At 61.9% G+C, this 24,995-nt stretch carries 20 protein-coding genes and 1 pseudogene; 4 read left to right on the top strand and 17 right to left on the bottom strand.

The features are described 5' to 3' along the window. Window positions 1-65: 65 nt before the first annotated feature. The 6 genes from fba to G9X64_RS22520 all read right to left on the bottom strand — a co-directional run bounded on the left by fba (window position 66) and on the right by G9X64_RS22520 (window position 6,997). Window positions 66-1,130 (bottom strand): class II fructose-bisphosphate aldolase, encoded by a 1,065-nt coding sequence (fba, locus tag G9X64_RS22545; RefSeq protein WP_168309065.1) that lies wholly within the window; start codon window positions 1,128-1,130, stop codon window positions 66-68. Window positions 1,131-1,505: 375 nt separating this feature from the next. Next, complete coding sequence (locus tag G9X64_RS22540) at window positions 1,506-2,354, bottom strand: sugar phosphate isomerase/epimerase family protein (RefSeq protein ID WP_168315744.1); 849 nt, start codon at window positions 2,352-2,354, stop codon at window positions 1,506-1,508. Window positions 2,355-2,365: 11 nt separating this feature from the next. Next, the gene (locus G9X64_RS22535; protein WP_168315743.1) at window positions 2,366-3,352 is read right to left on the bottom strand and encodes an ABC transporter permease; all 987 of its coding nucleotides are present in this window, start codon (window positions 3,350-3,352) and stop codon (window positions 2,366-2,368) included. Next, complete coding sequence (locus tag G9X64_RS22530; RefSeq protein ID WP_168315742.1) at window positions 3,352-4,380, bottom strand: ABC transporter permease; 1,029 nt, start codon at window positions 4,378-4,380, stop codon at window positions 3,352-3,354. The genes G9X64_RS22535 and G9X64_RS22530 overlap by 1 nt, the downstream gene beginning before the upstream one ends. Continuing rightward, complete coding sequence (locus G9X64_RS22525; RefSeq protein ID WP_168315741.1) at window positions 4,373-5,887, bottom strand: sugar ABC transporter ATP-binding protein; 1,515 nt, start codon at window positions 5,885-5,887, stop codon at window positions 4,373-4,375. Before G9X64_RS22525 ends, G9X64_RS22530 begins: the two co-directional genes overlap by 8 nt. A gap of 126 nt (window positions 5,888-6,013) precedes the next feature. After that, a complete protein-coding gene (locus G9X64_RS22520) occupies window positions 6,014-6,997 on the bottom strand; it encodes an autoinducer 2 ABC transporter substrate-binding protein (RefSeq protein ID WP_168309070.1) in 984 nt (327 codons plus the stop codon). Window positions 6,998-7,242: 245 nt separating this feature from the next. Here G9X64_RS22520 and G9X64_RS22515 point away from each other — a divergent pair, with 245 nt between their 5' ends. Then, a complete protein-coding gene (locus G9X64_RS22515; protein ID WP_168309071.1) occupies window positions 7,243-8,301 on the top strand; it encodes a LacI family DNA-binding transcriptional regulator in 1,059 nt (352 codons plus the stop codon). Window positions 8,302-8,467: 166 nt separating this feature from the next. On the opposite strand, the gene G9X64_RS22510 is transcribed toward G9X64_RS22515, so the two are convergent. Further along, entirely contained in the window at window positions 8,468-10,009 is a 1,542-nt protein-coding gene (locus G9X64_RS22510; protein WP_168309072.1) for a cation:proton antiporter, read from the bottom strand. Between the two features lie 99 nt (window positions 10,010-10,108). Between G9X64_RS22510 and G9X64_RS22505 the strand changes: the two genes are divergently transcribed. Then, window positions 10,109-11,338, top strand: coding sequence for a flavin monoamine oxidase family protein (locus G9X64_RS22505; RefSeq protein WP_168315740.1), 1,230 nt, complete (start codon window positions 10,109-10,111; stop codon window positions 11,336-11,338). A 105-nt stretch (window positions 11,339-11,443) separates the two neighbouring features. On the opposite strand, the gene G9X64_RS22500 is transcribed toward G9X64_RS22505, so the two are convergent. From G9X64_RS22500 to G9X64_RS22460, 9 genes are all read right to left on the bottom strand, one after another. Beyond that, the gene (locus G9X64_RS22500) at window positions 11,444-14,194 is read right to left on the bottom strand and encodes a LuxR C-terminal-related transcriptional regulator (RefSeq protein WP_168315739.1); all 2,751 of its coding nucleotides are present in this window, start codon (window positions 14,192-14,194) and stop codon (window positions 11,444-11,446) included. A 72-nt stretch (window positions 14,195-14,266) separates the two neighbouring features. Further along, window positions 14,267-15,355 carry an S-methyl thiohydantoin desulfurase family protein gene (locus G9X64_RS22495; RefSeq protein ID WP_168309075.1) on the bottom strand — a complete coding sequence of 363 codons (1,089 nt, stop codon included), beginning with the start codon at window positions 15,353-15,355 and terminating at the stop codon, window positions 14,267-14,269. A gap of 4 nt (window positions 15,356-15,359) precedes the next feature. Continuing rightward, window positions 15,360-16,448, bottom strand: coding sequence for an S-methyl thiohydantoin desulfurase family protein (locus G9X64_RS22490; RefSeq protein WP_168309076.1), 1,089 nt, complete (start codon window positions 16,446-16,448; stop codon window positions 15,360-15,362). Window positions 16,449-16,455: 7 nt separating this feature from the next. Beyond that, entirely contained in the window at window positions 16,456-17,997 is a 1,542-nt protein-coding gene (locus G9X64_RS22485) for a hydantoinase/oxoprolinase N-terminal domain-containing protein (RefSeq protein WP_168309104.1), read from the bottom strand. Between the two features lie 84 nt (window positions 17,998-18,081). After that, the gene (locus G9X64_RS22480; RefSeq protein WP_171377413.1) at window positions 18,082-19,146 is read right to left on the bottom strand and encodes an ABC transporter ATP-binding protein; all 1,065 of its coding nucleotides are present in this window, start codon (window positions 19,144-19,146) and stop codon (window positions 18,082-18,084) included. 66 nt (window positions 19,147-19,212) lie between these two features. Beyond that, window positions 19,213-20,316: an ABC transporter substrate-binding protein gene (locus tag G9X64_RS22475; protein WP_168309078.1), complete on the bottom strand. Its 1,104-nt coding sequence runs from the start codon at window positions 20,314-20,316 to the stop codon at window positions 19,213-19,215. A 47-nt stretch (window positions 20,317-20,363) separates the two neighbouring features. Beyond that, on the bottom strand, window positions 20,364-21,167 hold the full coding sequence (locus tag G9X64_RS22470) for an ABC transporter permease (RefSeq protein ID WP_168315735.1): 804 nt from the start codon (window positions 21,165-21,167) through the stop codon (window positions 20,364-20,366). Then, the gene (locus tag G9X64_RS22465; RefSeq protein WP_246271007.1) at window positions 21,167-22,030 is read right to left on the bottom strand and encodes an ABC transporter permease; all 864 of its coding nucleotides are present in this window, start codon (window positions 22,028-22,030) and stop codon (window positions 21,167-21,169) included. The genes G9X64_RS22470 and G9X64_RS22465 overlap by 1 nt, the downstream gene beginning before the upstream one ends. An 87-nt stretch (window positions 22,031-22,117) precedes the next feature. Continuing rightward, window positions 22,118-22,888, bottom strand: coding sequence for an aspartate/glutamate racemase family protein (locus G9X64_RS22460; RefSeq protein WP_168315733.1), 771 nt, complete (start codon window positions 22,886-22,888; stop codon window positions 22,118-22,120). Between the two features lie 339 nt (window positions 22,889-23,227). Between G9X64_RS22460 and G9X64_RS22455 the strand changes: the two genes are divergently transcribed. Together G9X64_RS22455 and G9X64_RS36685 are read left to right on the top strand one after the other, a co-directional pair. Beyond that, window positions 23,228-24,235, top strand: coding sequence for a nitroreductase family protein (locus G9X64_RS22455; RefSeq protein WP_168309082.1), 1,008 nt, complete (start codon window positions 23,228-23,230; stop codon window positions 24,233-24,235). A 160-nt stretch (window positions 24,236-24,395) separates the two neighbouring features. Next, window positions 24,396-24,737: pseudogene (locus tag G9X64_RS36685) on the top strand (hypothetical protein); the annotation flags it as partial. A 68-nt stretch (window positions 24,738-24,805) separates the two neighbouring features. On the opposite strand, the gene G9X64_RS36215 reads toward G9X64_RS36685, so the two are convergent. Then, the coding region (locus G9X64_RS36215) for a hypothetical protein (RefSeq protein WP_210259709.1) at window positions 24,806-24,995 on the bottom strand (190 nt) is incomplete at its 5' end.

The following is a 24,995-nucleotide window of genomic DNA, read 5'->3' as shown; positions in this document are numbered from 1 at the left end:
CCATGCTCGCTTTGGCCGCAACAATCCTATGGCTCAGATAAGTGTCCACAGCTCCTAGCCCAGTTTCAGGAGAAAGCCGGATCGAGGGAACCGGACTTGTAACGCTTCGCCATTTCCGAAACGGGAAGGGGCGTGATGCGGCCGGCCATACCGGCGGTGCCGAACTGTTCGAAGCGCTCCTTGCAGAGCTTGGTCAGCGCCTCCATCGCCGGCTTCAGATATTTGCGCGGGTCGAACTCGCTGGGGTCCTCCTGCAGCACGCGGCGGATCTGACCGGTCATCGCCATTCTGCCATCGGTGTCGATATTGACCTTACGCACGCCGTTCTTGATGCCGCGCTGGATTTCCTCGACCGGCACTCCCCATGTCGGCTTCATCTGGCCGCCATACTTGTTGATGATCTCCTGCAGCTCAATCGGGACGGAGGACGAGCCATGCATGACGAGATGCGTGTTCGGGAGCTTACGGTGAATTTCTTCGATGACGTTCATCGCCAGCACCGAACCGTCCGGCTTGCGGGTGAACTTGTAGGCGCCATGCGATGTGCCCATCGCGATGGCGAGCGCATCGACCTTGGTTTCGCGTACGAACTTCACGGCTTCGTCCGGATCGGTCAGCAGCTGGTCATGCGAAAGCTTGCCCTCGGCGCCGTGGCCGTCCTCGGCCTCGCCCATGCCGGTCTCCAGAGAACCGAGAACACCCAGTTCGCCTTCCACCGAGATGCCGCCGAAATGTGCCATATCCGTCACCATCTTGGTGACGCCGACATTATAGGCCCAGTCGGCGGGCGTCTTGGCGTCCGCCTTCAGCGAACCATCCATCATCACCGAGGTGAAGCCCGCCTGGATCGCCGTCATGCAGTTGGAGGGATCGTTGCCGTGATCGAGATGCACGCAGACCGGAATATGCGGATAGATTTCGACGACCGCGTCCATCATGTGCTTGAGCATGATGTCATGGGCATAGGCGCGGGCTCCGCGCGACGCCTGCATGATAACCGGCGCATGACACGCGTCGGCGGCTTCCATGATGGCGAGCGCCTGCTCCATATTGTTTATGTTGAAAGCGGGAACGCCGTAGCCTTCCTCCGCAGCATGGTCGAGCAGTTGCCTCAGCGTAATGCGTGCCATCCAATATTCCCCCATATCGATGGTCGATCGAAACGCCGCCATCTCTTCGAAACTAGAGCCCGGGCGCGAGCCGTTCAAGCGTCTTATTTTAATAGGCAAAATGGCATAGGAGGAGGAATGTAACAAGCAATAATAACAATATCACAACGGGCATGATATTTCTCGAGAGACATTTCGCCTGCCCCAGCCGAATGAAATTCAGGCATGCGCTGAAGAGACGGGCCCCCGTCACGGTCCCTTGCCGGCGATGGCGAGATCTCTTGAGCTACGCACCCATGTGGCCACGCGATTGTGGCTTATGGCCAATGACAGACGCCAGCATGAGCCTCGATTTAAGGCTGATGCAATCGAATGGGCAATATCCGGCAACTCGGGTCAGATCAGACCGTATTGTTCCGCCTTGTTGCGCAGGAACGGCAGCCCCTTGTCCATGACCTCTTCCATATCGCGTGCGACGGGGCGCCAGACGGCCAGGCCATAGGCGACCTCAGGCGGCATGTTGATGAAGCTTTCCATCGCAAGTCCGCCCTTGAAGCCGATGGCGGCGAGCGCGGCGTAGATCGCATCCCACGGAATATTGCCGTAGCCCGGCGTGCCTCGGTCGCTCTCGGAAAGATGGATGTACTTGAGGTGGTCGCGGGCGATCAGGATGCCGTTTGCCGCACCCTTCTCCTCGATATTCATGTGGTAGGTATCGAGGTGGACGAAGATGTTATCCGCACCGACACGCTCCACCATGTCGACGGCCTGCTGCGCCGAATTGATCAGGTGGTTCTCATAGCGGTTCACGGCCTCGACGCCGAGCTGGATGCCGTACTTCCTCGCATGTTTTGCCGCCGCGTCGAGCACCTTGGCGATGTTGTCGTATTCGCTTTGCGTCGGCGGCACGCCAGTACGCTCGCCGATGCCGCCGAAGATGACGCCGGACAGAGCTTCTGCGTTCATTTCCGCGGTCTTTTCGATCGCGACCTTCAAATGCTCGATCGCCGCATCCGGGCGGACGGAAGCCCAGGCATGTTCCGGCAGGCCGAGCGAGCAGACGGCGCGCAGCTTGTGCTTTTCAAGCAGGTCGCGAGTGTGTTTGGCATCGACGGCCGGCGCGTTGAGCAACGCGATCTCGATGAAGTCCATCTTGTAGCGCACGGCTCCGGCAATCGCCTTCTCGGCGCCTGCGCGGTCCCAATTCATGGTCCACATGCTGGTGTGAACACCGAAACCTTCCATAGTCGTATCTCCTATTTCGCGATTCTGAAGAACTTGGCCGAGAGCCACCGCAGCACCATCACGACGATGAGCAGGATGCCCCAGACGGCGGTGGTGAGATGCTGGTTGGCGCCGAGCAGATTGAGCCCCGAAGAGAGAAGCTGCAGCACGATGAGCGCCACGAAAACGGGCAGGACGCGGCCGAAGCCGCCGAAGGGATTGATGCCGCCGAGGAAGCAGGCGAGTACGGTGATCAGCAGATAGGATTCGCCGTGGCCGACACGCACCGAATTGAAGCGCGCCAGCATGATGATGCCGGCAACCGCAGCCATCACGCCGGAGAGCATATAGACCAGCACCAGGACCTTGCGGGTGTTGATGCCGGAATAGCGGGCAGACTCGATATTGGAGCCGATCATATAGGTGGAAAAGCCAAGCTTGGAGCGCGAGAGCAGGATGTGGCTGGCAATCACGCAGGCGATCAAAATCAACAAAGGGACGGGGATGCCGAGGATGCTGCCGTGGCCGATCGGCGCGATGAAGGTGGGAAAGCCAGAGATGTCGCCGCCACGTGTCAAGAATTCGCCGAGGCCACGCAGGAAGATCATCATCGAGAGCGAAACGAGGATCGGATGGGCGCGGGTAAAGGCGATGACGAGGCCCATGACCAGGCCGCTTGCCGCGCCGACGGCAAGCGCCAAGGCCGAGCCGAGCAGAAAGGCGCCCGGGCCGGCATCGATGCCGCCATTGGCCTGCAGCGTCCAGGCGAGCGTCAGGCCGGCGATGTTGGCGGTGAAGGTGATTGCGAGGTTGAGGCCGCCGGTGAGTATCGGCATCAGCATGGCGAGCGTCAGGACGCCAAGCTCGGGAAGTTGAAAGGCGACCGATCCGAAGGTCGCGCCCGTCAGAAAATGCGGCGAGGCGAAACCGAAGACGATGAGCACGGCCGCCAGCGCGGCGAGGGGACCGGCCATGTCGGCCCCGAAGATGGCGTTGAAGCGGGCGGCGAGCGCGCTCATCAGCTCTCTCCCCTGCCTGCAGGCCTGCCGCCGGTCGATTTGCGGGTCGCAAACACCGGCACCAGATTGCCGATGCGGGCGCTCGACAAGGTGATCGCAACGAGGATGATCGCGCCGACGATCATCTTGAAGGCGAAGGGCGAGACGCCCATCAGGTTGAGGCCGTTCTGGGTGATCGAGACGAGCAGCACGCCCAGCACGCAACCGAGCACCGAGCCCTTGCCGCCGCCCAGCCGCGCCCCACCGAGCACCACGGCAGCCAGGACATCGAGCTCGCGGCCATAGAGTGCGTTCGGCACGACCTCCTGCGCATAATGCGCCTGCATGAGACCGGCGATGCCTGCCATCAGTCCAAGCCAGCCGAAGGCGATGAACTGCATGGCGCCGATATTGATGCCGAAGCGGCGCGCACCTTCCGGATTGTCGCCGAAGGCATAGAGCTGCCGGCCGGTCGTCGTGCGGGTAATGAAGAACCAGGTGGCGAGCGTGCAGACGGCCATAACGACAACCGGCAAGGTGATCTCAGCCCAGCTCCCATCGGCCATTTCGCGCTCATAGATGATGACGCGGCTCGTCAGCCAGTCGGGCAGATTGTAAATCGACACGCCCTTGGTGAAGAACATCAGCAGGCCGAAATAGACATTGAAGGTCGCGATCGTCGCGACGATCGAGATGATGCGGAAGCGGTGGATCAGGAAGGCGTTGATCATGCCGAGCACGATGCCGATGCAGGCCGCAATCAGGAGACCGGATACCCATCCGCCGCCGCCGATCCTCTCGAGCGCAAGTGCAGTGACATATTGCACGATCGAGGCTGCGACGGCGAAGGAGATGTCGATCCCGCCTGATATCAGCACCACGAGCAGGCCGACGGCAAAGATGATGTTGACCGCGCTGATATTGAGCAGGTCGAACCCATTGCCGAGCGTGAAGAAACGGTCGGTCGTAAAAGCCAGGACAATACTCATCGCGATGATCACGGCAAACAGCACGAATTCCGTCGTATGGGACAGGAACAGCTTACGCATAGACCGCCGCCTCCAGGTCCTTCAGTGTGGTTGCGCGTGGATCGTGCCAGCCGGCGATGCGGCCCTTTTCCATATGGATGATCCGGTCGGCGTTGAAATAGATCTCCGGCACCTCGTCCGAGATGAGGATGATCGCAAGCCCCGCCTCGGCGAGGCGGGCAACGATTTCGAAGATACCGGCGCGCGCGCCGACATCGACGCCGACCGTGGGCGCATCGAGGATCAACACTTTTGGATCGGTGGCGAGCCATTTGGCGATCGCGACGCGCTGCTGGTTGCCGCCCGAAAGCGTCGAGATCGCATCGTCCTGCTTGCCGATCCTGATGCCGAGATCGGCGATCCAGCGCGCGACCAGCGAGCGCTTCTTTTCCGGCGAAATGAGGCGGCCGCTGAGGATGCGGTTGAGCGAGGCCATGACCAGATTGTCGGCGATGGATTGCGGTTGGTTGAGACCAAGCGAAAGGCGGTCTTCGGAGAGATAGGCGACGCCTGATGTGATCGCCTCGCGATTGGAGGCAAAGCGCATCGCTCTCCCTTCCAGCACGATCGTTCCGGAGGCGGGCCGGCGCATGCCGAACAGCGTGAGGGCAAGTTCGGTGCGCCCGGAGCCAAGCAGGCCGGTGATCCCGAGCGTCTCGCCACGGCGCAGATCAAAGGAGATGTCCTCGAACTCGCCGGGCCTGGACAGCTTGCGGACGGAAAGCAGGACGGGGTTCGGCGATACGTCGCGGGCGCGAACGTTCTGATCGAAGGAGCGCCCGGTCATCAGCTCTGTGATCTTAGACTGGGTCATGCCCTCCACCGGATAGACCCCGACCAGCGCGCCATCGCGCAGCACCGTGATGCGCGAGGAGATGTCCAGCACTTCCGCAAGGCGATGGCTGACGAAGACCACGGCAACGCCCGAGGCCGACAGCGTGCGCACGATCGCCAGCAGATGATCGGTCTCGGACTGGGTGAGCGAGGCGGTCGGCTCGTCCATGAATACGATCCGGGCCTCGCCGACCAGCGCGCGGGCAATGGCGACGATCTGGCGCTGTGCGATGGCGAAGTCCTTGAGGGGTCTGTCGACGTCGAGTGTGACGCCAAGCCGGGCGAGCGCCTCCTCGGCTATTCCGCGGATCGCGGCATAATTGACGAAGCGCGGGCGTGAACCGGAAAGGGTCTGGAAGGCGATATTCTCAGCCACGCTCATTTCCGGAAAAAGCGCGAGGTCCTGCCAGATGATCTGGATGCCGCGGGACTGGGCCATGCCTGGCGTCATGTGGGATATCGTCTCGCCGTCGAAGACGATCTCGGCGCCGTCTGCAGGCCGATAGACGCCTGATATCACCTTGATCAACGTGCTCTTGCCGGATCCATTCTCGCCGGCCAAACAGTGTACTTCGCCGCGCAAGACTTCGAAGGAGACGTTTTTGAGCGCCTTCACACCGCCGAATGTCATGTTGATGCCGCGAAGAGAAAGAAGCGGCTGGGCCTTCACACCATCATCCGTTGCCGTGCTCATGCCGGTTGCCTGTCCAGTCGAATGCCATGAAAGATCAATGGTCCGGCCATGGCCGGATACCGCTCTCTTTCCCGAACGCCGGGCCGGTCGACATGGACCAGCCCGACACCCGGGGAGGGGGCCTCTTCAGAGGCCCATTGCGGCCAAGTCGTCGACCGTATCCTTGTTGATCGGCAGCAGCTGATCGACGATGATGTCGTTACCAACAGGCTTGATCACGCCGAGACCCGGAATGTCATCACCTTCCTTGACGCTTTCGCCCTTGATCAGGCGATCGGCGAGCGTAACGAAGACTTCACCGGCCTGTTTCGGATTCCACATGAAGCCGCCCGATATCGCGTCAGACTTGATCAGCTTCTGGCCCTGGCCGGGCGAGAACGGGCCGAGCACGAAGATTTTACCCGTCTTGCGGCGTTCCTCGATGGCGCGCCCAGCGCCGATGGGACCCTGGCTGCCGAAGGCGAGGAAGCCCGTCAGATCCGGATGCGCGGCAATGAGATCGAGCGCCGTCGAGCGGCTTTTATCGACATCTTCCGCCACGCCGTAGCGCTCGCCGACGAGCTTCATGTCCGGGTAATTCGCCTTGATATAGGCGATTGCGGCGTCTGCCCATGCATTGTGAAGCGGTACGGTCAGCGAGCCGACGAAGACGGCATATTCGCCCTTGCCGCCCATCTTTTCGGCGAGCAGCTTGCCATGCGCCTCACCAAAACCGGTCGACGATGCGAGTTCGAAATTCCAGTCGGCGCCCTTCTGCGAGGGCGATTCATGCGTAATGACCTTGATGCCGGCGGCCTGCGCCTTGGTGAGCACGGGCTCGAGCACCTTGGCATCGTTGGGCACCACGCCGATGACCTTGACGCCCTGGGCGATCAGATCTTCGATGGCGCGCACCTGCAGCGCCGGATCGGCGCTGGTCGGGCCGATCATGAAGGCATCGACGCCTAATTTCTGGCCCTGTTCCTTGATCCCGGCTTCCATCGCGTTGAACCAGGGAATGCCGCCGATCTTGACGACAACGCCGACCTTCGGCGCGTCCTGCGCAAACGCGACCACCGCCCCGGCAAGCGACAGCGATGCGGCAAACGCCGCTACGATAAGGCTCCTCATCCTCACTCCTCCTCAAAGGTCGCTCATACGAACGACGACCACCGGCCGGTTTGCGGCAGGTTGTTCCTGGTTGCTTCTTGGCGAGGGAATACCCTTGCCTCCCATCCCGCCTCCTCCGGCGAACCATCTTTGCACAATCGATCTTTCTTTTTTGCACAATCGATGGTGCAATGACTATCGATCAAGGTAGGGCTTTCGTCAAGAGGGGTTTGTTTCTAAGGGAAGCGACAAAGGAAAGGCGAGATATGACCGACATCGGCAAGAAGAAGGCGACGATCTACGATCTCTCGATGCTATCGGGTGCGTCGCCTTCCACCGTGAGCGCTGTGCTGAACGGAAGCTGGCGGAAGCGGCGTATCAAGGAGGCGACGGCGCAGCTCATTCAGAAGCTGGCAAACGAGCACGGCTATACGGCAAACCTGCAGGCCCGTGGCCTGCGTTCGTCCCGCTCCGGTCTCGTCGGTCTTCTGCTGCCGGTGCACGACAACCGCTATTTCTCCTCGATGGCCCAGTCTTTCGAGGCGCAGGTCAGAAGCCGCGGCCAGTGCCCTCTCGTCGTCAGTGCCTGTCGCGATCCGGAGGAGGAGCGCAAGGTCGTCGAGACGCTGATCTCCTATTCGATCGATGAGCTTTTCATCGCCGGCGCAACCGATCCGGATGGCGTGCACAAGGTCTGCGAAAAGGCAGGGCTGAAGCACGTCAACATCGATCTGCCCGGCACGCTGGCGCCGTCGATCATCAGCGACAATCATGAAGGTGCGCGCATGCTGACACAGGCGATCATCGAACGCGCGCAAGAGGATGGCCCGCTTTCACCTGACGATCTGTACCTGTTCGGCGGCCGCAACGACCATGCCAGCCATGAGCGAATTCGCGGTTTCCGCGATGTAAAGCGCGCATTGCTGGGCGCGGATCCAGACGTCTGCATCCAGCCGACCGGCTATTCACCCGCCATGACGGCGCGTGCCTTCGAAGCCTTCTACGAAGGTCATGGAAAGCTGCCGCGCGCATTCTTCGTCAATTCCTCGATCAACCTCGAAGGGCTGATGCGCTTCCTCGCGCTGCATCCGCACGAGACCTTCGCCGATATCATTGTCGGCTGCTACGACTACGACCCCTTCGGCTCTTTCCTGCCTTTCCCCGTCTTCATGATCCGGCAGGACAGCGAGGCGATGATCACCAAGGGGTTTGCGATCCTCGATGCGGACCGCGGCCCGGCAATCACGCATCTGGTGCGGCCGACACTCGTCCCACCACGCACGGCGCTGATCGGCCCGCTCGATGCGCTGAAAGATATCGAGTAATGCGTCCTGCCTCGTTGGTGAGGCTGGGCTGACGGAGCAGAAGGCTCTTTAATGCCGATCGCTGGACACGACTACTGGCTTCGCCGGCTGATTGTGCCGGTCAGCAACAACAAACTGCTGCAGGCCGTCCGACCGCAGTTCGCATAGCCAATGGAACCTATCGGATCTAGCTTTCTGTGATGCGGCGATCTTCATCGGAGCCGACGGAAAGCTGCTTCCAGTCCAGGTCTTCCTGCAGCTCGAGATATTGCGTCGCGCCGATCTGATCTTTGTCGCGCAATTCCTCGAGGCGCTGGCGCTGGGCGAGAACGGCGGCGATCGTCAGGTGACGGCGGCGATCGAGCGGCGAGGTCTCGTTTGCATCGGTTGAAGCGGTCCAATGATCCTTGCAGATCGTCCGGATCGCTTCGGCCTCGGTGCCGCCTTCCTTCTCAAGCCGCTGAAAGGCAGCTTCGGCGAGCGATCTCCGGGCCGCCTTGAGTTCATCGCGGACTTCTGTCTGCCGACCGAGTTTCAGGAAATGGATCATCGGAGCCAGGGTCGCCCCTTGAATGACCAGGGTTGCGAGCACCACCGTGAAGGCCGTGAGCACGACCAAGTCTCGCTCGGGAAAGTCGGCGGGAAGCGCGAAGGCCGTCGCTAGCGTAACGAGGCCGCGCATACCGGCCCAACCCACCAGCAAGGTCTCCCCGGATGTGAAAGGTGCCAGTTCACCGCCGCGCCGGTGGCGAGACGCGACGACGGCGTGAAGCAGGAACGCCATTGCCATGCGCGCCAGGATGACGCCGACCACTACGATGGCGGCAAATCCCATCGCCCGCTGAAGCTCTTCGGCCGACATCGCTTCAAGGATGCGGCGCGCCTGCAGGCCCATCAGCAGGAAAGCCACCACGTTCAACAGGAAGACGACAGTCGTCCAGACGGCGAAGGAATGCACCCGCATCCGTGGCGAATCCTTGACCGAAGAGAGAGTGGCGAGCGTCATTGCGCTCGCCACGGTGGCAAGGACAGCCGACAGGTGCAGATGTTCGGCGATCAGCCAGGTCGAAAAAGCGTAGACGAATTGAAGCAGGGTCCCGCCGACCGTGTTTTCGGTTATCGGCCGAAGCCGCGAGACAAAAAAGCCGAAGGCGATGCCGAACAGGATTCCTCCGGGTGCGGCGAACCCCACCTGAAGCGCCGTCCCGGCATCCAGTCCGCCACGTGCCTGGACAGTCAGCGCGGCGCCGAAAAGCAGCAGCGCGGTTGCGTCGTTGAACAGGCTTTCTCCCTTGAGCAAAGCATCCACACGGCGGGCGACCGGCAAATTGGAAAGGACTGCCGTGGCGGCTGCGGCATCGGGCGGCGAAACAATTGCGCCGAGTGTGACCGCAACCGCAATCGGAAGCCCGACCGTCAGCACGCTGATCGACACGACCACGCCTGTCGTAACAAGAACGGCGACGACGGCATAGAAGAACAACGGCAGCAGCATGCGCCGCGCCGCGCCCACCGGGAAGTCATAGGCCGAATCGACAAGAACGGGCGCAATGAACAAAGCGAGCGCCGTCGGAGGATCGATGGGGATCGTGGGCGCGCCGGGCAACATCGCCACGGCGACGCCGGCGGCAGCCAGAATGCCGGGGTAGGGCAGGCGCATACGACGCGTGACCTGCAGCAGCAGGATGGCAACCGCCAGCAATGCAACAAGTGTTTCGAAGAACGTCATGTCAGCATACTAGCAGGCTTTCGAGCACATTGAAGCGGGTGCCGCCCCGATGTAAAGCTTGTGTCGTATCAAGCTGATGAGGCAGCGGCGGAGGGCGGGATGGACTACGAGGTTGCGATCGTCGGCGCTGGCGCAGCCGGCATTGCAGCAGCAAAAAGACTTGCCGATGCTGGCCGCTCGGTTCTCATCCTGGAGGCCAGCAGCCGCGTTGGCGGGCGAGCCTGGACAATCGAATTGGCCGGAATGCCGCTGGATATGGGTTGCGGCTGGCTGCATTCCGCCGAGCGCAATCCTCTCGTCGCCATCGGCCGTGACGCCGGGTTCAATATCGAGCGCGGACCGACGGCGTGGCAAAGCCAGTGGCGGGATCTCGGCTTTACGCAGGATGAGCGGGCGGCGGCGGCGGCGGCATGGACCGCTCTTGAGGAGCGGATGCGAGCCAGCCCCCCCGCCAGCGACAGGGCATCAGACGCGCTGGAACCAGGCGGCAAATGGAATGCCTACTGCCAGTCCCTCAGCGGATATCTGAACGGCGCACCGCTCGATCGATTGTCGATCGCTGACTTTCTTGCCTATGACAATGCGGCGACCGACGCCAATTGGCGGGTGCAGGAAGGCTATGGAAGCCTGATCAGCGCGGCCGTCCCGAACGTGGCCTTGCGCCTTTCGACTCCCGTTCGACGCGTGGCAATGACCGCAAACGGCATCCGACTGGAGACCGACCGCGGTCCTGTCACATCAGGTGCCGCGATCATCACGGCGTCGACGACCGTTCTGGCCCGCGGAGCCATTGTCTTCGACCCGGGGACCGATGATCACCTCCATGCCGCGAGTGAGCTGCCGCTTGGCCTCGCAGACAAGCTGTTTTTGGAACTCCATGGCAATCATGGTCTGGAGCCGGAAACTCACCTGCTCGGCGACCCGCAAAATGCCGAGACCGGCAGCTATTATATCCGGCCGCTCGGTCGGCCGATCCTCGAAGGCTTCTTCGGCGGAAACGGTGCTGTCGTCATCGAACGCATGGGTTTAGTGGAAGCATTTGCCTTCGCACTCGACCAGCTGTCATCGCTGCTCGGAAGCAACATCCGCCGCCACCTGCGGCCCCTGGCGGCCTCTTCCTGGTGTCGTACCGATTGGATAGGCGGCTCCTATAGCCATGCTCTGCCCGGCCATGCGGGTGCACGCGCAGTCCTGGCGCGCCCGGTCGGCGACCGGCTGTTTTTCGCCGGCGAGGCGACGCACCAGTCCGACTTTTCGACCGCGCATGGCGCATGGGAAAGCGGGTTGCGGGCCGCCGACCAGGCTGCAGCCGTTCTAACGCCCTCATGATATACAGGGTGCATCTCGTGACCCTCAGCGCACCGATACCCCGACCGACCACTACCAGCTGGCAGAATTTCATGATTGCCCTGACAGGGTCGACGGTTCGTCGTGCTACCTAAGGTTCAATTTAGCCGAAACTGCCAGGGCCATTGCCCGGCGACTGACCCCCAGTTTGGAAAACACGTTCTTGAGGTGGAATTTTACCGTAGGCTCGGAAAGCCCGAGCGCGCGGGCGATTTCCTTGTTGCTCTTGCCTTCGTGGAGGCAGAGCAGGACCTGTTGCTCGCGTTGACTGAGAAGACTTTTGCCGCCGGCAAGAGGACCCTTGATCCGGCGGCCGTTATCGGCGGGTTTGCCAAAGACGCTTTTTTCACCCTGGCCAATTATGCGACCGATGAAGTCGACGGCATCGGCACTGAAGACCTTCAGGCCGAAACGCCGCACGATCGCCCGCACGACCGTGGAGAATTCGAGTCCCTCGTCCTCGAAATGCTGGGTCACCTCGTGCGAGCGGGCACGCGCGATCGCCAGCTGGAAATATTCGAGCGCCTGGGCATGCCGGCCGTCGTTCCAGGCGGCAACCGTTGCCAGGATTTCCGCCGCCAGCAGGTGATAACCGCTGCCGTTCGCGCGGCTTCGCGCCATCACGATCTCCAGATTGGCGAGCCCTTCGGCTGGTCGTCCCTGGGCTTTGAGAAGGCGCGCTTGTGCAACGAGGAAATCGCTTTCCTCGCGCCACGTCCAGAAGCGCCCGAGTTCGGGATCGCGCAACGATGAAACCAGCCGCTCGGCCAGAAGCACCGCCGATTCAATCAGGCCGGTCTTCGAGAAGATATCGACGCGCATGATGTCGGCCGCAATCTTCAGGCGCGGCAGCGCGCGTTCGACGGCGACCTCTTCTGCCTTGTCGATCGCTGCCATTGCCGTATCGAGACCGCTCAGCCGCAGCCGGCTGCGGGCCAGCAGCGAAAACATCCGGGAATAGATATCGACCCAGCCCTCGCCCTGGACCACGGCATTGACGGCTTCACCAAGGCTCCTTTCGACCAGCGCTATCTCGCCCTGGAGGTAGAGAACATCCGCCGTCGCCACCCGGCAGATCGCTTCGAGATTGACGTCGGTCCACTGCGCGCTCTGGATCAGGTCCTGCGCCTCCCGGCAGAAAGTCAGCGACGCCGAGAAGTTGCCGGCGAGCGTATTGACCAGCCCCAGATGGATCAGCATGAAGATCTGGGCATAGGCCGTCTTTTCCTCGCGGTAATAGGCCAATGCCTTCAAGGCACTCAGCCGGGCGAGGTCTAGATTGCCGCGCCTGGTATAGGCGATGCACAGATGGTTGTAGATCCAGCCGAGCTCCCAGGTCGATTGCGGCGAGAAACCTGACGCCATTCGTTCGAGATGCAGGATCTGCGCATCGTCGAGATGAAGATCCTCATAGATATCGACCAGCCCGTCGATGTGATCGAGCGTCGATGCCTCGATCGTCAGGAACTCGTCGCCATGCAAGGCCCGACCTTGCTTGATTGCTTCCATCCGCTCGCGCGCCGCCTTGATGTGCCCCTTCTTCGCGAGCACCAGCACGTAACATAATGACAGGCTCGGAGATTCGTGGATGACGCCGGCGGGCAGGTCGTCGATCAGATGTTCGAGCACTGTGTGGCCGGCCCGGATGAAGAGATTGACGCCGCCGGCCTGTCGGATCGTCTGCGCGGCGAGCGAAAAATTGCCGGCACGCGCCGCATGTGCAACGGCTCTTTCCAGGAACGCGCGCTCGGCAAACCAGATCGCTGCCATGGAGTGAAGCTTTGCCTCGTCGATCTGAGGATCGCCGGCAAGTTCGGTCATCAGGCACTTCCGCACGATCGGATGGAGCCTGTACCAGGCCGCACCCGTCTGGCTCTTTTCGATCAGCGGGGTCATATCCTCAAGCAACCGCAGATCATCTGCCTGCAGATCGGTGCCGGAAAGATGGCTTGCCAGCTCCAGCGGGAATTCCTCCAGGATCGACGTGACGCATAGCGTTCGGCGAAGCGCCGGCGACAGCGGACGCAGGATGGCTTCGTCGATATGGCGGAAAAGATCGGGATGCTCGCCGGCCAGCAGCCTGTCGCGCTCGTCTGTACCGCCGCTCTCCATCACGCCGAGCGCGATCTGCGTCAAGGCCGGCCATCCACGGGTGGCGCGTACGAAGTTTGCGACGTCGCCGGTGTTGATGTTGCGTGGAAACAGGCTACGGATCTCGTTGCGGCTGAAGGCGAGGTCGACGGCGTTGATCTCCGTGACAAGGCCGCGCACCCTGAGGCGGGCGAGTGGCAGCGGCAGTTTCTGCTGCGATGCGCAGACGATCCTCAGATTGTCGGGGGCACCCAAGAAAAATCCGTCGAGGAAAGCCTGCACGTCGGGTGAGGAAGCGATATCGAGCTCGTCGATAAACAGGATTGCGCCACTTTCCCGATCGGCGACGATGTCGAACAGCTCCCGCAGGGAGGCGGGAGGCTGTGGGGCGCGGATGCCGAGCGCCAGGCAAAGATCGGCTAGCAGTTCGGCAGGCCGGGTATGCGCGGGGTCCAGCGTGATCCAGCCGCAATGACCGACACCGCCATCGAACAGCGACTGAAAATAATCGGAGCCGGAAGTGACTGCCTCATATCCCGCCTTGAGCAGCGCCGTCTTGCCGAAGCCGGACGGTGCATGGACGACGACGATCTGGCGCGCCAGACCGTCGCGGATCTTCGAAAGGGGAAAGGGACGGTCGATGGCCGTGAACAGCATGCGCGGCGGGCGAAAACGGGAACCTAGCGTCTTCAGTTCACCGCCGCCGGGGCGGGTTGCAGTTCTGCCTTCGGAACGACTGTGATGCATCCAAAAACGCCTCGCTCATTCGACCATCCTGACTAGCGAGCTTTAAGAAGCATATCCCGTGCCAGCCCAGATCTAACCGGCCTCGAGCGGTGCGTAATTCTGCGTCAGGCCGAAGGCGGCGGGGCCGAAGACGTCCAATGCCTCCGGTGTGCGCATGATCGGCGGCACTTTGACGCCAAGCACGTTAACCCGCTGGCCATAACGCAGGCGTTCGGTGGTTATCGGTTCGGCAGTATCGGCTTCGAGGATGCAGATGAGATCCGGCACGATCGCCAGCACCCTGCCGTCTTCCTCGGCCACCAGATTCTCGTTCTGGATCTGGATGCGCACCGGCCTGCGGCTTGTGTCGAAAGGTTCGATCGTCACGACGCCGACCGACCAGCCGTTCTGCTCGCGCCGCGAGACGTCGACAACCTTTCCCGAGGCCAGAAGACGTGCGGTCTCGTAATGCGTTCCGGAGAAGAATTCGATCAGGTCGGCGAGCGGATCGCGATGCGCGGCAAGCGCCAGCCGGATGGTACTCCCGATGCCGATGGCAAGCGACATCGTTCCGGGAACGGATACGCGACGGGTCGTGCGGCCATCCATGCCGTAATTGACGATATAGGACTGGCCGCCCATACGGATCGTCACACCGCGGGCGAGCCATTCCGCCTTGGCCGCACTTTCCGTCTCGATGATGACGACGTTGCCCTGCTCGTCGGCGACCGTCACAGGTGCGGCAGGCACGCCATAGACGTTGAAGGTCTCCATTTCGAGCTGCGGAAAGGCGCGACCCATGCCGTCCGCGTCGATAACCGGGAGCCGGCATTCCGCCGCCAGCATGATCGGCACCATCGAGTTGATGCCGCCGGCCTCGAAGGGGATGATCGCCCCCATTGCCTTGCCGACACGGTTCTCGTAAGCCCTGAGTGCAAGCCCGATCTCTTCGCCGCTCGGCATCTTCTCGATCAGGATCGTCGGCGCCCCCATCGCTCCGCAAGCGGCGACCTCGATGTCGTCGGGTACGTCGTCGAGGGCCAGAAGATCAACCGGGCCGTGTCGTTCGATCGCCGCCTTTGCCATGAGTTTGCCGATATAGGGATCGCCGCCGCCGCCGGTGCCGAGAAGGGCTGCGCCGACGGCCAGATCGTCGATATCCTCGTTGGTGATGATTGCCATGTGTTCAGCCGATCTCCTCGATGGAAATGAAGGGTTCCTTCAGCCCGAAGCAGGCAGGGCCGAAGACATCGAGCGCTTCCGGTGTCCGCATGATTTCGGGAACGGAGACGGCGAGCACGGTGACGCGCTGTCCGTAGCGCAGGTTCTCGCTGGTGATCGGTTCGGCCGTTTCCGTGTTCATGATGCAGATGAGATCGGGCACGATCGCCTTCACCTGGCCGTCGACGCGGGCGATCAGGTTCTCGTTCTGGATCTCGATCTCCATCGTCGAGCCGAAGGGTGGCAGTCCGCCGATCGTGACGCGGCCGATCGAAAATCCGGCCTTGGTCTCGCGCATGACATCAATGATCTTGCCGCCGAAGATGATGCGCCCGTAGCGATAGAGCGTCGAAGGCAGAAAGCCGAGCAGCGCCTCGATCGGATTCTCATGCGAGGTTTTGGCGTTGCGCAGGACCTCGCCGATGCGGATGGCAAGGCTCAGCGTGTTCGGAATGGCAGTACGTTTGACGTCGGCGCCCGACATTGCATATTCCGCAATATAGGCGCAGCCGCCCATGCGGATGGCGACGGCGCGCGAAAGCCATTCCATCTGGCGGTTGTCGACCGCCTCGATGATGGCGCAATCGCCATATTCGTCGCTGACGGCCATCGGGCTGCCGGACACGCCGTAGACGCCGAAGGTTTCCATTTCGAGAAAGGGAAAGGCGCGTCCCATGCCGTCGCCATCGACGATCGGCAGGCCGAGGCGGGCGCCGACGACGAGCGGGATCGTCGAGTTGATGCCGCCGATCTCGATCGGCATCGTCGCCTGCGCCTTGCGGCGGAGATGGCGTTCGAGCCGCTGCAGCGAGAACATCGCCTCCTCGCCGCTCGGGATCTTCTCGACCAGCACGGTTGGTGCCCCCATCATCGCGGTCGGGATGACCAGCATGTCGTCCGCCAGTTCGCTGGGATCGATGATGTTCACCTCGAGCCCCTCGTCGAGGCATTGCTGCACCATCAGCCGGCCGACATAGGGATCGCCGCCGCCGCCGGTGCCCAGAAAGGCCGCGCCGACGGCGAGGTCGCAGAGTTGTTGGCTGTTGAGCTTCATAGGATCCTCATCCGATCACGAGATCGCCAATGGCCTTGACGCGGATGCGTGTCGCGCTGCCAGGCAGATAGGCGAGCGGCACTTCCTCGATATCCATGATCTTGACCGTTCCGGCCTCTGCACCCGCCTTGACCGCGCGCTCCTCGGCCTCCCTCTTGGCACCGCCGAGCACGATGTCACGGGAGGTGCCCTCAAGCGAGAAGATGCGGTCGACCTCGCCGCCGACCTGCGCGATCGCAGCGCCAATCGCATTGGCGACGGAGGCGTTCTCAGGGCGGATGACGCGCGAAGCGGAAGGCAGGTCGCGCGAGATCAGGATCGAACCACCGCCGACCAGGATGACCGGCAGGGGCTCGGCGCTCGTCTTCATCCGGTCGACCGCCTCGTCGGCCATGCGGTGGATGGTGTCGAGCGCGGTTTCGATCGTCCTTGCCGGGATATGGGCGACGCGCGAACGGTCGCCGATATCCTCGAGGCCGGCTGCGACGATGATGTCTGTCGTGGTCAGCGTATCGCCGCCGAAGATCAGCGCGCGGGAGGTGATTTCGTAGCCGACCGAATCTGGGCCAATACGGGCACCATCGTCGCGCACGATCGAGCCGCCACCGAGACCGATGGCGAGTACATCGGGCATGCGGAAATTGGTCCTGACCCCGCCGATATCGACGGCGACGGCGGATTCGCGTGGGAAGCCCTGCATCAACATGCCGACATCCGACGTGGTCCCGCCGATATCGACGACCATCGCCTCCTTCTCGCCGGCAAGCATCGCCGCGCCGCGCATGGAATTGGTCGGACCGGAGGCGAATGTCAGCACCGGATAACGCTCGACATAGTCCGGCACCATCAGCGTCCCGTCGTTCTGGCTGATATAGAAGGGTGCATTGATCGCCAGCTCCTTCAAAGCATTGCGGAAGGAGTTGACGACCTTGCGCGACAGATCGGCGAGCGACGCATTCATCACCGAGGCGTTTTCGCGTTCGAGGAAACCGACCCGGCCGACTTCGTGGCTGAGCGATATCGACAGGCCGGGGATCTCGTTGCCGAGAATCTCGGCGGCCCGCAGTTCCATGTCGGGTGTGACAGGCGAAAACACCGAGGTAATTGAGGCTGCCTTGAGCCCGCGGCTGCGGATTTCGCCGGCAATGCGCAGGATTTCGGGCTCATCGAGCGGCGCGATCTTGCGGCCGTCGAATTCGTTGCCACCGCGCACCATGAAGGTGTGGCGGCCGAGCGTGTCGGCCAAATCCTTCGGCCAGTCGGTCATCGGCGGCAGCGCCTTAGTCGCCGGCAGGCCAAGCCTGACGGCTGCGACTTCGAGCAGCCGTTTGCGCTCGACGACGGCATTGGTGAAATGCGTCGTGCCGATCATCACCGCCTGGATTTCCGAGACCGAAACGCCGGTCATCGACAGCACCTGCTTCAACACGGCGACAATGCCGGAACCCACATCGCTGGTCGTCGGGCTCTTGCACGCGCCGAGCACCAGCGGGCCGTCCATCAGGGCAGCATCGGTATTCGTGCCGCCCACATCTATTCCAATACGCATCATGACCTCCGTGAGAATATGCTTGGCCGTGGCGCCGGAGCGGATGGCTCCGGTGCTGGCGATGATCTTTGTTTCCGTGTTGCTTCAGGCGACGAGCGCCTCGGATCGTTCGGGATCCCAGCCGATCGTGACGGCGGCGCCGGGGGAAAATCGCTCGGTGCGGGACTGGTTCTGGCGCTCGGCGACGATCTCCTGCGAGCCGACCGCCAGCCGGTAGCGCACCAGCGCACCTTGATAGGTTTCGCTGACGACCGTCGCGGGAAGGCTGACGCCGGATGAGCTGTCCGGGCCGATGATGACGTTCTCGGGGCGGACCACCAGCTTTGCCGCCTGCCCGGCGGCAAGTCCCTCGGGACCGCGCGTCGGCAACACGGTTCCGTCTAGCAGCACCGTCATGCCTTGCCCGTCATTGGCGCCGACCGTCACGTCGATCACGTTCGAATGACCGATGAAAGTGGTGACGAACAGCGTCTTCGGCCGCTCGTAGATTTCCTCGGGCGTCCCGACCTGGACGATGTGCGCCTTCTGCATGACGCCGATGCGGTCGGACATCGTCAAGGCCTCGTCCTGGTCGTGGGTCACATAGACGGTGGTAATGCCGAGCTTCTTTTGCAGATCCTTTATCCAGTATTTCATTTCCTCCCTGAGGCTTTTGTCGAGCGCCGAGAGCGGCTCATCGAGAAGGAGGATGCGGGGCTCCGTCACTAGCACGCGCGCAAGGGCAACGCGTTGCTGCTCGCCGCCCGAAAGCTGGCGCTGGAAGCGCTCCTCGTATCCCGAGAGCCCGACCTGGCGCAGCGCGTCGGTGACGCGCTTGCGGATCTCCTCCTTCGGCAGCTTCCGGAGCTTCAGGCCGAAGGCGATGTTGTCGGCAACGTTCATGTGGGGGAAGATCGCGTAGTTCTGGAACACGATGCCGATGTCGCGTTTCTCCGGCGGCAATCTCGTCACGTCGTCGCGGCCGATGAGAATCTCGCCGCCGCTCGGCGGCACGAAGCCGGCGATCATCCGAAGCGTCGTCGATTTTCCGCATCCCGATGGGCCGAGAAGGGAAAAGAACTCTCCTTCGGCGATGTGCAGGTCGATGCCGGCGACCGCGACGCTATCGCCGTAGGATTTGGCGAGCTTTTTCAGATGGATATCGGACATGCGGCGAGGGCTCTCCTGTTATGAAGATGAATCGCGGGCGGCGTGGAGCCGCCCGCGGCTGCGGCATCAGCTGGCGAAGATGCCGTTGACCGTTTCGACAATGTCGTCTTCGTTTTCGAGGTAGGAATTCCAGTCCGGCACCCAGAAGCCCTTGATGGCGTCGGCGCTGTTGACGACGCCGGCTTTGGCGAGATTGTCGGGCAGGACCGCGTTGCTGACCGTCGGGCGCAAGTAGAATTCCTTGCCCATATTGCCGATGAAGGTCGGATCGAGGGCACGGTCGAGAAGCGCGAAGGCGAGCTTCTTCTGCACCGGCTCGGCATAACGGCTGATCGTATAGGTCTGCGTCAGGATCGGCTGCTGTTCGGTCCAGTACCAGAAGGCGAAGGGAGCGCCCTTGTCGCGCGCCTGCATCGGCTCGGCATCGTCGAGCACGGCGACTATTACTTCGCCGCGGTCCATCAGCGTCTGCATGTTGCCGGTGAAATCGGAGATCTTGGCCGGCATCAACGCCTTCATCGCTTCGTAGCCGGCGTCGAGATCGTATTGATCCTTGCCGAAGATGCCGCAGGCGACGAGGAAAAAGTCCATCTGCAGTGTGTTTGACGTGATGTAGGTGCCGCGCTTGCCGGCGAATTCAGGCTTCCAGAGATCCTTGAACGACGAGGGCGGCGGCGAAACCAGATCGGTGCGATAGGCGTAACCATACTGGTTGAAGGCCCAGGTGACGCCGACGCCGTTGGCGGTGGCGAAGGGCCAGAGGTTCTTGGCGTTCGGCACGTTCGGCAGCAGTTCGTCGAGCTTCAGGAAGAAATCGCCGGCCTTTGCCGTCTTGAACATCTCCGGCAGGTTCCAGTTGGTGATGTCGAGCGGCGGTTTCTCGGCCCCGCCTGCGACGAATTTCGGGAACCAGGGCCAGGTCGAGTCGTATTCGATCTTGCAGTTGAACTCCTTCTGGAAGTCGGTCAGCAGGTATTTGTTGACCAGCTCGCCCCAGGGACCGCCCCATTCGCCGACGCGCAGCACAGCGCCGCCGGCATCGAAAGCCTTGCCGTCGAAGGCGACATCCTGCGACCAGGCGTGATTGATGTTGAACAGGGGCAGCGTTGTGGCTGCGACGCCCATCTTCAGGATCGTGCGGCGGGTATGCCCTGTCGTTTTCTCAGTCATGAAGTTCCCCTTTTTGCTCTATCGTTGATGTGAAGGCGTAGCGGCATTCATCCCCCGAAGGTCCGTTTCAGATTGACGAGTCTTGAGGTCAGCACGGTGGAGAGAATGACGAGTGCGATGGCGAAGATGCCCGCGGCGGCGGCCGTCGGCTCAAACTGGTAGCGCATCGAGACATACATCGCGATCGGCAGCGTCTGCAGGTTCGGCGTCGACAGGAACAGCGTGACTTCGAACTGGCCGAACGAGACGATGAAGGCGAAGATCGTGCCCGCCGAAATGGCCGGCCCGATAATCTTCAGCGTCACCAACCGGAAAGCGGTGAAAGGCGAGGCGCCAAGGCTGCGGGCGGCCTCTTCCAGCGAGCGGTCGAAACCGACTAGCGCTGCCGTCACCGTCGCGATGACGAAGGGGCAGGTGACGATCACGTGGCCGATAATCAGCCCCGGCATGGTGCGGGCAAGGCCGATGCCCGTGGTCACGTAGAAGACATAGAGGGCAAGTCCCAGCACCACGCCGGGCAGCACGATCGGCAGCATGAAGAAGCCGCGCAATATGCTGGAAACACGGCTCTGTGAGCGTGTCAGATAGATCGCTGCCATCGTGCCGATCACGGTCGAGATCAGCGTCGAGACCAGTGCGATCATGAAGCTGACGCCGTAGGCCGAGAGGAAGACGGGCGAGGTCAGGAACGCCTGTATCCAGCGCAGCGACAGGCCCTCGGGCGGAAAGGTCAGGTAATCGCCCGAGTTCAGGCCGGCAAGCACCACGATGAACACCGGCACCAGGAGGATCGCCAGCGACAGCAGCGAGATGGCGTTGAAGGCAAGGGGGATGGCGGATTCTTCACGCATCAGGTGCGCCCTCCCGAGGTTCTGACCGCCGCCTGGTGGTAGACCGCAACGGCCGCGATGCTCGTCACGAAGAGTACCACGGCGATGGCGGCGCCGAACTGCCAGCGCCCGACTTCGGCGATCTGCTGGTAGATATGGATGGGCAGCACCATCACCTTCCAGCCGCCCATCAGGGCGGGAACAACGTAGGAACTGATCGAAAGCGCAAAGACCAGCAGCGTACCGGCCAGAATTCCGGGCATGGAGAGCGGCAGCACAATGGTGACGAAGGCGTGCCAGCGCGAGGCGCCGAGGCTGCGGGCGGCCTCCTCAAGCGAGGGATGGATCGCCTTGATGATGCCGATCAGCGACAACACCATGAAGGGCAGGGTGATCTGCACCAGCCCGACGATGACGCCGAAGACGTTGTACATCAGCGGCAGTGGCGTTGTTATCGCCCCGACCCTGAGCAGAAATCCGTTGATGAGGCCGTTATCGCCGAGCAGCACCATCAGCCCATACATGCGGATGACCATGTCGAGCTGCATGGAGGAGAGGACGAGGATCATCAACAGCGTGGCGCGGCTCGGCTTCACCGTCTTTGCGATGACGTAGGCGAGGGGATAGCCGAAGAACAGGCAGGCGGCGCCGACGATGGCGGAAATCCAGATCGAGCGCAGGATCGATTCATAATAGCTCGCCCGCGTGAAGATGCGGACGAAATTATCGAAGGTGATATGGCTGTTGAGGGCGATGACGCCGGCGACGGACTTGTTGAAGGCGAGCCCGAACAGCGATGCGGTCGGGATCACGAAGAAGACAAGGAAGACGAGGAATGCCGGGATGACCAGCCACCACAGGCGGAAATCCTGAAGGACGGCCATCGATCCTTTCCGCTTTTCCGTTTGTGTCATGGTGTCCGCTTGCGCAATCGCCATCTCTGTCCTCTCAATGGAACGTCCAGCGTTCTCTCATTCGGCCGCAAGCGACATGGGCAGATGAATATAGTCGTAACCGAGCAGCTGTTTTTCGGGCGGCTGCGGGAAGGTCAGCTTGCTGTGGGCAAGGTTCGAGCGCACCAGCGCTGCGGCAACCGAGATGGCGGCGGGAATGGGGTCGACAACAGGCACGTCGATCCCACGCGCCAGAAGCCCCTCGCGCAAGGCGAGGGCGCAGCCCATCAGGCCGGTGCAGCCGAAGACGAGCGCCTCGGCGCCATCTTCCTCGACCGCGCGGATGCCTTCCTTGATCAGCATCGCCTTCGTCCGGTCGAGGTCCTCCTCGAGTTCAAGAACGGGAATATCGACGCTGCGCACCGAGGCGAGCTTGGTCGAAAGGCCGGCGACTGCCGCGGTATTTTCGAAGGATGCGCGCAGGCGGCGCATGACAGTGAGGACGGAAAATCGGTGGCCGAGCATCGCCGCAAGGTGCATGCCGGTCTCGCAGGGTCCGAGCACCGGGATCGTCACGGCTTCCCGCGACGGTCTGAGACCCGGATCGCCCATGCAGTCGATGATGACGGCATGGATGCCTTCATTCTGCGCCTTGATCGCTTCGGCGATTGTTCCCGGCACTGACAGGGCAGCCTCGAACTCGCTCTCGATCGATCCCGGCCCGGCCGTAATCTGCGAGTGGCTGACCTTGATGCCGGGATATTCCAACGCCCGGAGATCGGCGACTTTGCGAAATCCTTTGGTGACGATCGGCGACACCACGCGAATTTCTACGACGCTATCCTGCACGGCCGGCCTCCTTGATGCGCAATTCGCTCTGGGCAATTCATGGGCTTACGGTGCCGCACTCCGCCCCGGCTTGGAAGTTCGGAAATGAGTAGGTGCGGAAGTGATTCGGATGGGTCATCGGCCGATACGGGTGGCAGAAAACCTATTCGAACGGATAGGGTGCTCTAGAAAAAGCAGTTTTAAAACAAATGCTTGTCGGCCGGCTGATTCCAGAGGCATCGCATCCCGGCATGAAAATCCACTACTGGCAGGGGGTTTGACGAGGCCGAGCGGACGAATAACCCTGCATCGAAGACAGCAGGTTCAAAGACCGCCTGCTCATCACTGGGGAATTGTGCCATGCCTTCGGCCAAAGCCGCGCCTTCCGCATCATCCTTCCAGAACCGCGCCAGAACGGCGTGGCGTCTGTTTGCGAATTTCGCCTATGACTATCGCCGTTTCCGCCGCGCCTCCTTCATCGATGGCGCACAGTCGCGCGAAAACCGGCGGGCGCATATCCATCTCCTGGCGCATATGCTGGAATACGGCATGTCCCTTTCCAATCCGCGCAACGGCTTCGGCATGGACAAGGTGCGGCTGTTGGCGGCAGAGACGCGCCGCTATATCGAGCAGCATGGCCGTGACGCTTCGGCCGATATCGGCCTTGCCGTGCTTTCGGCCTATGTCGCCTTCAATGCGGAGCAGGGCGATGTCGGCGAGGCGCAGGCACTGCTGGACGATCTGCTCGTCGTCGCCGGCGCCGGGCACAATATCCGGCCCGGCGGCAGCGAGGCGGTGAGTGCAGCCGAGATCGTCAGGCACGCGCGGATGGATTTTGTCTCCTTCATGGAGGCACGCCACAGCGTGCGCCAGTATGACAGCAACAGGACAGTCGCGTTCGAGAAGATCGAAAGATCCATCCGTGCGGCCCAGCAATCGCCTTCGAGCTGCAACCGACAGACATGCCGTGTCTACGCCTTCACCGAGAAGCCGTCGATCGCCCGCGTTCTCGCCCATCACGACGGCAATCGCGGCTTCGGCGAGCAACTCGGCGGCGTATTCGTCGTGACGGTCGACCTGTCGCACTGGAATACGGTCGGCGAACGAAACCAGGGATGGGTGGACGGCGGCATGTTCGCCATGACGCTGGCGCTTGGCCTCCACGCGGAGGGACTGGGCGCCTGCATGCTGAACTGGAGTGCGGCGCGCGAGCAGGATATCAAGATGCGGACCTGCGTCGGCATCCCTGACAATGAAATCATCATCACGCTGATCGGCTTCGGTGAGATGCGTGAGGATTTTCGCGTGCCGGTATCGGCCCGAAAGCCGATCGACATGGTCCTGACGCACGAACCGTCGCTTCGATAAGCCTCAATCGTCGAGCGATCGCAGCGCTCGACACCCTCGACAAGATCGCGTTGAGACCCAACGTCAGGACGAGGAGCCTGATGAAATGGCTGCGTTTGCTCCAAGAGAAGCCGTTAGCCGGCAGCTTTATCATTGGCAGGCTGTCTGGTAGGAGCGGGTCATGACATCATCGATCGATTTCGATTGCCGAAGCTGCGGAGCCTGCCGCTCCTTTTCGCCGACCTGGCCGAGATTTTCCACCGAAACAGACGCTGCTCTCGATTTGCTGCCAGCGCATTTCGTAGCTGCGAACCAGCAAGGAATGCGTTGCGACGGTGCGCGCTGCTCCGCATTGGTCGGTCGCGTCGGTTCAGAGTCATCCTGTCAAGTGTATGAACTTCGGTCTGACGTCTGCCGTGCCTGCGTCCCAGGGGATGGCGCTTGCTTGATTGCGCGCGCGTTCTTCAGAATCGGTCAGCCAAGCTTGCAGCCTGGTCACATCGATGCGCGTTTGCCAATCAACCGAGATGAGTGGCTCGGCCCCCGCGCCAATGTTGACTGTCACTACGATCGCGTCCTAGGCGCTGCACTTTAAAACCGGCTGTAGCGGTTCAGCGCCCGCGATAACACCCCAATCTTCAGCGCGGGCGCTACCGTCTGTAGATTTTCGAGGGTTTTGCTTCCACCTCGACCCTGCGGTGGCGTCGCCGGTTCACATCCCTTATGTGGACGGCCCCCGACTTGCAAGATATCTCGAGATAATTTGACCAGATCGCTTGCG

The sequence above is a fragment of the Rhizobium sophorae genome, from assembly GCF_013087515.1.
Classification (GTDB): Bacteria; Pseudomonadota; Alphaproteobacteria; order Rhizobiales; family Rhizobiaceae; genus Rhizobium; species Rhizobium sophorae.
This window is presented reverse-complemented; position numbering and strand designations above follow the sequence as displayed.